The sequence below is a fragment of the Micromonospora sp. NPDC048843 genome, assembly GCF_040649965.1.
In the GTDB taxonomy this organism is placed as follows: domain Bacteria; phylum Actinomycetota; class Actinomycetes; order Mycobacteriales; family Micromonosporaceae; genus Micromonospora; species Micromonospora hortensis.
Genome location: NZ_JBEZGJ010000254.1, coordinates 1 through 7,565 on the forward strand (window position 1 = coordinate 1; position 7,565 = coordinate 7,565).

Here is a 7,565-nt window from a genome sequence, read left to right on the forward strand (position 1 = left end):
GCACGGGAGGGTGCTCCCGTGCCGGGCGGCGATGGTCGTTCCGGCGGGTACTGCGGCGTCGGTCAGCTGATGCCGGCTTCGGCGCAGAACTTGGTGTACGCCGCGGTGCAGACCTCTTCCTTGGTCACGTAGCCGTCGGCGATGACGTCCTTGACGCTGTCCTTGTAGATGGCCTTCGGGGTGAGCAGCACCGACGGGACGTCCCGGTCGCCGTCCTTGACCGTCTGGCCGGTGTCCTTCTTTTCACCCTTGGCGAGGGCGATGGCCAGGTCGGAGGCGGCCTTGGCCTCTTCCCGGACCGCCTTGTAGACGGTCATGCACTGGTCACCGGCGAGGATGTTCTGCAGGCCCTCGGTGCTGGCGTCCTGCCCGGTCACCGGCACCTTGCCGTTGAGCTTGTTCTTCTTCAGGATCGAGATGGCCGCGTTGCCGAGACCGTCGTTGGCGGCCAGCACGCCGTCGATCTTGCCGTTGGCCTTGGTGAGCTGCTGCTCGAAGATCGTCGCGGCCTGCGCGTTGTCCCACGCCGGCACCGCGTCCTCAGGGCCCTTGACGTACTCCTTGGCGTCGAACTTCGGCTTGAGCACCGAGTCGTAGCCGGCCTTGAAGAGGGTGGCGTTGTTGTCGGTGGGGGAGCCGTTCAGGTACGCCACGACGGGGTTCTTGGCGCCCTTCTCGGTCAGGCACTTCGTCAGACCCTCGCCCTGGAGCTTGCCGACGGTCTCGTTGTCGAAGCTGACGTAGTACTGGGCGGAGCCGCCGAGGGTGAGCCGGTCGTAGTCGATGGTGGCCACACCCTGCGACTTGGCCTTGTCGAGCACGGCCTTGCCGGTGCCGGAGTCCAGGTTGACGATCATCAGGGCGGTCACGCCACCGGTGATCATCTGGTCGGCGATGGTCTGGAAGGCCGTCTTGTCGTTCTGGGCGTTCTGGATGTCGTACTGGACGCCGGCGGCCTTGAACGCCTCCTCCAGGAACCGACGGTCCGCCGTTTCCCAGCGGGCCGAGGACTTGCTGTCCGGGAGGATCACGCCGATCTTGGGGGTCTTGGCGGAGGCGGCCTTGTCGCCGGAGTCGTCGCCACAGGCGGTCAAGCCGCCGGTCGTGAGCAGGCCCACGGCGGCGATGGTGAGGATCCCCTTACGCATGTGCAGGGTCCTTTCGGAGGTGGGGGAGGTGTTGTTTTGTTGTGTCCGGCAACGTATTTCGCGTCACACCGGCTCCACAAGACCGCGCAGGTGCATAGTTTGTTGGGAGCGATAACAATTCAGCAACGCGACTGTTACTCCCTGGGTATCCCACGGGGGAGTCGACGTAACGACTGTCGTCAGTGGGTCTGCAACGGCGCGGTGCGGGCGTCGGTCAGCGCCACCAGATCCGCCGCGGCCAGTTCGAGTTGCAGACCACGCCGACCAGCCGAGACGTAGATCGTCGGGAGAGCCAGCGCGGATTCGTCCAGCACCGTGGGCAACCGTCGCCGCTGCCCGAGCGGGCTGATCCCACCGCGTACGTAACCGGTGGCCCGCTCGGCGACCGCCCGGTCGGCCAACGCCGCCCGCTTGCCGCCGACCGCCGCCGCGAGCGCCTTGAGATCCAGCTCGCCGGTGACCGGGACGACCGCCACAGTGAGCGCGCCGTCGACAGCGGTCACCAGCGACTTGAACACGCACTCCGGTGCCACGCCGAGGGCCACCGCCACCAACGCGCCGTAGTTCGGGGCGTCCGGCGCCACCCGATACGGATGGGTGCGATGTGCGATGCCACGCTTGACCAACAGTGCCGTCGCCGGCGTGCCCTGTCCCGCCACAGCGACGAGGCTAGTCGACCGGCTGGCCGAGGCGACGCTAGGCGACCGGCTGGCCGACGAGCACCGTCGGTGCGCCGTCGACCCGGGTGAGCACCAGACTCGCCGCCGCGTCACCGGCCAGCCGCAGGTCTCGCCGGAGCTGCTCCGGGGTGAGCGCCGAACCCCGCTTGAGGATCTCCACCCGGCCCACCCGGCGGTCGCGCAGCAGCGCCCGCAGGCGCTTGAGCGAGAACGGCAGCACGTCGGTGATCTCCAGGCAGCGCGCGTACGGGGTGCGGATCGGCTGGTCGCCGTAGAGGTAGGCGATGCTCGGATCACCCAGTGTGGCGTCCAGTTCGGTGGCCAGCTCGGCCACGAGGTGCGCACGCACCACCGCCGGGTCCGGGTCGTACAGGTAGCGACGCGGCGGCCCGACCGGTGCCTCGGTGGCACCCGAGCCGGTGAGCTGGTGGCGGTGAACCTCAGTGCCCCGCTGACGGTAGAGGGTGGCGCGGCGGGGCACCTCCGCCAGCTCGCCGCACCAGAGCGCGGCCTCGACCAGGTCGCCGTCGACGCCGACCCATTCGGCCTCCGCGCCGGCCGGAATGAGCGCGTGGTCCAGGCCCGGCGCGACCTTCACCACTGTGCGCGGCACCCGCTCGGCCAGCCCGGTGACGAAGTCCCACGGTGGCGAGTAGGCGCGCGGGTCGAAGATTCGCCGCCCGGTGCCGGTGGTGCGGCGGGCCGGATCGCAGAAGACCCCGTCGACCACTGACACGTCGAACCCGGTCGCGTCGCCGCACTCGACAGTGAACAGCTCGCCCAGGCCGGCCGCCTCGGCGTTGGCGGCGGCCATCGTTGCGGTCACCGGGTCGGCCTCCACCCCGTACACCCGGATGCCCGCCCGGGCGGCGGCCAGCGCGTCGGCCCCGAGCCCGCACCCGAGGTCGGCCAGGGTGCGCACGCCGGCCGCGTACAACCGGGCGGCCCGGCGGTCGGCGACCACCCGGCGGGTGGCCTGCTCCAGACCGGGACGGGTGAGGAACATCCCAGCGGCGGCCGAGCCGAACTTGCCCACCCCCCGGAGGCGCAGCTCGGCCTGGGTCAGCGCCGCCGCGGCCAACGTCGGCGGCACCCCCGTCGCGCGCAGCGCCGACGCCGCGACCAGTGGATCACCGCCGGCCAGGTCGGCCGCCGCCGTGAGCGCGGCCGACCCCTCAGGGGTACGCAGCGCCGCCAGCTGATCGAGATCCACCCGGCCATTGTCCCGGCCGACCCGGAAATACTGGCTGGCGGGGCGCGACGCGCTGGCACTCTCCTTGACGGAGTGCTAGCCACGGAATAACCTGCGATTAGCACTCTCACCCTGAGGGTGCCAGCTTCCGGGTCTCGCGACCCGGGTGCGCACGCCAGGCGGACCGGCACCCGCGACGACGGCACCGCCCGGTGGCATGAGGCAGATTGACGCTGGTCAGCCCCGCTGGCCAGCAACGAAACCAGTACCCCAGGAGGGTATGCCCGTGACTACCGCGACCAAGGTTGCGATCAAGCCGCTCGAGGACCGCATCGTGGTCCAGGCGAACGAGGCTGAGACCACCACGGCGTCGGGCATCGTGATCCCCGACACCGCCAAGGAGAAGCCGCAGGAGGGCACTGTCCTCGCTGTGGGCCCGGGGCGCGTCGACGACAACGGCAACCGGGTTCCGGTTGACGTGCAGGTCGGCGACACCGTCCTCTACTCGAAGTACGGCGGCACCGAGGTCAAGTACGCCGGCGAGGAGTACCTGGTGCTCTCCGCCCGCGACGTCCTCGCGGTCATCGAGAAGTAAGCAACCGATCAGTGCCACTGCCCCGGTCCGGCTCGCCGGGCCGGGGCAATGGCGCTTCGAAGGGACATTAATGGCGAAGATCCTGAGCTTCTCGGACGACGCCCGGCACCTGCTGGAGCACGGTGTCAACGCCCTCGCGGACGCGGTCAAGGTCACCCTCGGCCCGCGCGGGCGCAACGTCGTCCTGGACAAGAAATTCGGTGCGCCGACGATCACCAACGATGGTGTGACCATCGCCAAGGAGATCGAGCTCACCAACCCGTACGAGAACCTTGGCGCGCAGCTGGTCAAGGAGGTGGCGACCAAGACCAACGACGTCGCCGGCGACGGGACCACCACCGCGACAGTGCTGGCCCAGGCGATGGTTCGCGAGGGTCTGCGCAACGTGACCGCCGGGACCAACCCGGCCGGCCTCAAGCGGGGCATCGACGCGGCGGCCATGAAGGTCTCCGAGGCGCTGCTCGGCCGTGCCGCCGAGGTCACCAGCAAGGAGTCGATCGCGAACGTGGCGACGATCTCCGCGCAGGACTCCACGATCGGCGATCTGATCGCCGAGGCGATGGAGCGCGTCGGCCGCGACGGTGTCATCACCGTCGAGGAAGGCTCGATGCTCACCACCGAACTGGACGTGACCGAGGGTCTCCAGTTCGACAAGGGCTTCATCTCGCCGAACTTCGTCACCGACCTGGAGGGTCAGGAGTCCGTCCTCGAGGACGCGTACATCCTGGTCACCACCCAGAAGATCTCGGCGATCGAGGAGCTGCTGCCGCTGCTGGAGAAGGTCCTGCAGAACAGCAAGCCCCTGCTGATCATCGCCGAGGACGTGGACGGCCAGGCGCTCTCCACCCTGGTGGTCAACTCGCTGCGCAAGACCCTCAAGGTCTGCGCGGTCAAGGCCCCGGGCTTCGGTGACCGGCGCAAGGCAATGCTCCAGGACATCGCGATCTCCACGGGCGCCGAGCTTGTCGCCCCGGAGCTGGGCTACAAGCTTGACCAGGTCGGCCTGGAGGTGCTCGGCACCGCCCGGCGCGTCGTGGTCGACAAGGAGAACACCACGATCGTCGACGGCGGTGGCCAGAAGGCCGACGTCGCCGACCGGGTCTCCCAGATCCGCAAGGAGATCGAGGCCTCCGACTCCGACTGGGACCGGGAGAAGCTGGCCGAGCGGCTGGCGAAGCTCTCCGGTGGCATCGCCGTCATCAAGGCCGGCGCGGCGACCGAGGTCGAGATGAAGGAGCGCAAGCACCGCATCGAGGACGCCATCGCGGCGACCAAGGCTGCGGTCGAGGAGGGCACCGTGCCCGGCGGCGGCGCCGCCCTGGTGCAGATCCTCTCGGTGCTCGACGACGACCTGGGCTTCACCGGTGACGAGAAGGTCGGTGTCTCGGTAGTGCGCAAGGCGCTCGTCGAGCCGCTGCGCTGGATCGCCCAGAACGCCGGTCACGACGGCTACGTCGTGACGCAGAAGGTCGCCGACCTCAAGTGGGGCAACGGCCTCGACGCGGCCAAGGGCGAGTACGTCGACCTGGTCAAGGCCGGCATCATCGACCCGGTGAAGGTGACCCGCAACGCGGTCACCAACGCCGCCTCGATCGCCGGTCTGCTGCTCACCACGGAGAGCCTCGTGGTGGAGAAGCCGGAGCAGGCCGAGCCGGCCGCCGGCGGCGGGCACGGCCACGGTCACGGCCACCAGCACGGCCCGGGCTTCTGATCCGGTAGCGACACCCGTTCCGGGGCGTACCGCCGTGAGGCGGTGCGCCCCGGCTCGTTCTCGCGGGCTGGTAGGTCATTACCGAACGCTGACGTTGTTGGCGACCGGGCGAGATGATCGCGCACACTGGGCCGATGAGCACCACGTCACGGCGGTACGCCGCGTTGGCCGGAATCACCGCCGCCGCCGTCGCGATCGGGATCGCCGAACCGGTCGCGGTGTTGACCGGTCCCCGGTCGGCGCCACTGGTCGCGGTCGGCGGGGTCATCGTCGACGCCGTCCCCGAGTCACTGAAGCAACTCGCCATCGACCTCTTCGGCACCGCCGACAAGATCGCGCTGCTGGTCGGCACTGCCGTGTTGCTGGGAGGCTTCGCCGCGCTCTTCGGCGTACTGGCTGTCCGTCGACTGGCACTCGGCCTGGCCGGCATTGCCGCGTTCGGCGCCATCGGCGTGGCCGCCGCGTTGACCCGCTCCGGCGCCGACCTCGCCGACGCGCTGCCGTCCCTGATCGGCGCCGGTCTCGGCGCCCTGGTGCTCTGGCTGTTCATCGGCGGACCGTTCGAACTGGACCCCTGGTCCTGGTCCCCACCCACCCCGCCCGCTGGCCCGGTGCCATCGGCAGGTCCAGTGTCGCAGGCTGGTCCGGTGTCGTCCGCTGGCCTGGGATCGCAGGCTGGTCCCGGGTCGGCGGGTCCGGGGTCGCCGGTTGGTCCGGGGTCACCCGGAGAGTCGGTGCCGCCGGGTGAATCGGTGCCGGTGTCGCCGGCAGGGCCGGTGCCGGTGACTCCGGCCGGACCGACGGCGGCTGTCGAACCGGTCGGGCCTGCCGAAGTGGACCCCGAGTCGCGGAGACGATTCCTCACCGGCAGCGGAGTGCTGCTCGGCACGGCCGTGGTGGCCGGCCTCGGTGGGCGCTGGCTGGCGGGGCGGCGCGGCGTGTCCGCAGCCCGCGACGCGATCCGCCTGCCCGCGCCGGTTACCCCCGCACCTGCCGTACCGGCGGGCGCGGACCTCTCACTGACGCAGCTCGCGCCGTACGTCACTCCGAACTTCGGGTTCTACCGCATCGACACGGCGCTGGTGGTGCCCCAGGTCGACCCGGACACCTGGCGGCTGCGGATCCACGGACGGGTCGGCAGGGAACGCACCTACAGCTACGCCGATCTGCTGGCCCGACCGCTGGTCGAGCGGTACGTCACGCTGGCCTGCGTCTCCAACGAGGTGGGCGGGGACCTGATCGGCAACGCCCTGTGGCTCGGCGTACCCCTGCGGGAACTGCTGGACGAGGTCGAGCCGGACGACGACGCCGATCAGGTCGTCGGCCGGTCGGTCGACGGCTGGACCTGCGGCACCCCCACCGCCGCGCTGCGCGACGGACGGGACGCCCTGCTGGCCGTCGGGATGAACGGCGAGCCGCTGCCGGTCGAGCACGGCTTCCCGGTCCGGGTGGTGGTGCCGGGCCTCTACGGCTACGTGTCAGCCTGCAAATGGGTGACCGAACTGGAGCTGACCCGCTTCGCCGACTTCGACGCGTACTGGGTGCCGCGCGGCTGGTCCCCCCAGGGGCCGATCAAGACCCAGTCCCGGATCGACACGCCCCGGGGACGTAACCGGCTGACCGCCGGCCCGGTAACCGTCGCCGGGGTGGCCTGGGCGCAGCACCGGGGCATCCGCCGAGTCGAGGTACGCGTCGATGAGGGCCCGTGGCAGGAAGCCGCGCTGGCCCCGACCGTGTCAGTGGATACCTGGGTGCAGTGGTCCTGGCGCTGGGACGCCACACCGGGCGAACACCGGCTCCAGGTCCGCGCGACCGACGCGACAGGTGAGACCCAAACCGAACGTACGCAGGACGTCGTCCCGGACGGCGCCACCGGCTGGCACACGATCACGGTCACCGTCCGCTGATCCGCACCATGGCGTGGCCGCCCGGCTGGGTCCGCGATGTGTGTCCGCGACGTGCTCTGCGGGTTCGTGTGCTGTGCTGGCGGCCTGCCGTGCGGCCTGCCGTGCGTGCTGGTGGGCTGTGTCCGCGGCCTGCTCAGCGGCCGGTTCGGTAGGGCTGTGTCCGCGACCTGCTCAGCGGATCGGCGGGCTGGTTCGCGCCTGCGGTGCTGGTTCCCGCGACTCTCCTTCGGGTCGGCGGGCCGGCGGGTCGGCTGGTTGACCGGTGGTACCCCAGTGCATGCAGATCTTGGACACTTTCCGTTCGCGCCGAACGGAAAGTGTCCAAGATCTGC

At 70.4% G+C, this 7,565-nt stretch carries 6 protein-coding genes; 3 read left to right on the forward strand and 3 right to left on the reverse strand.

The genetic code is table 11. The features are described 5' to 3' along the window. Nucleotides 1-62: 62 nt before the first annotated feature. The 3 genes from AB0C20_RS33635 to AB0C20_RS33645 all read right to left on the reverse strand — a co-directional run bounded on the left by AB0C20_RS33635 (nt 63) and on the right by AB0C20_RS33645 (nt 3,041). Nucleotides 63-1,148, reverse strand: a complete 1,086-nt coding sequence (locus AB0C20_RS33635) for a substrate-binding domain-containing protein (protein WP_266304430.1) — start codon at nt 1,146-1,148, stop codon at nt 63-65. Between the two features lie 179 nt (nt 1,149-1,327). Continuing rightward, entirely contained in the window at nt 1,328-1,807 is a 480-nt protein-coding gene (ybaK, locus tag AB0C20_RS33640; protein WP_357189468.1) for a Cys-tRNA(Pro) deacylase, read from the reverse strand. Between the two features lie 37 nt (nt 1,808-1,844). Next, entirely contained in the window at nt 1,845-3,041 is a 1,197-nt protein-coding gene (locus AB0C20_RS33645) for a methyltransferase domain-containing protein (RefSeq protein WP_357189470.1), read from the reverse strand. A gap of 259 nt (nt 3,042-3,300) precedes the next feature. Here AB0C20_RS33645 and groES point away from each other — a divergent pair, with 259 nt between their 5' ends. From groES to AB0C20_RS33660, 3 genes are all read left to right on the forward strand, one after another. Further along, on the forward strand, nt 3,301-3,615 hold the full coding sequence (gene groES / locus AB0C20_RS33650) for a co-chaperone GroES (protein WP_030330046.1): 315 nt from the start codon (nt 3,301-3,303) through the stop codon (nt 3,613-3,615). A gap of 70 nt (nt 3,616-3,685) precedes the next feature. Next, nucleotides 3,686-5,326: a chaperonin GroEL gene (gene groL / locus AB0C20_RS33655; protein ID WP_210783328.1), complete on the forward strand. Its 1,641-nt coding sequence runs from the start codon at nt 3,686-3,688 to the stop codon at nt 5,324-5,326. A gap of 134 nt (nt 5,327-5,460) precedes the next feature. Beyond that, nucleotides 5,461-7,233 (forward strand): molybdopterin-dependent oxidoreductase, encoded by a 1,773-nt coding sequence (locus AB0C20_RS33660; protein WP_357569516.1) that lies wholly within the window; start codon nt 5,461-5,463, stop codon nt 7,231-7,233. Nucleotides 7,234-7,565 lie beyond the last annotated feature (332 nt).

Bases quoted from the DNA above. Each gene is read 5' to 3' on its own strand.
- AB0C20_RS33635 (WP_266304430.1), bottom strand. From the start codon at position 1,148: ATGCGTAAGGGGATCCTCACCATCGCCGCCGTGGGCCTGCTCACGACC.
- AB0C20_RS33660 (WP_357569516.1), top strand. From the start codon at position 5,461: ATGAGCACCACGTCACGGCGGTACGCCGCGTTGGCCGGAATCACCGCC.
- groES (WP_030330046.1), top strand. From the start codon at position 3,301: ATGCCCGTGACTACCGCGACCAAGGTTGCGATCAAGCCGCTCGAGGAC.
- groL (WP_210783328.1), top strand. From the start codon at position 3,686: ATGGCGAAGATCCTGAGCTTCTCGGACGACGCCCGGCACCTGCTGGAG.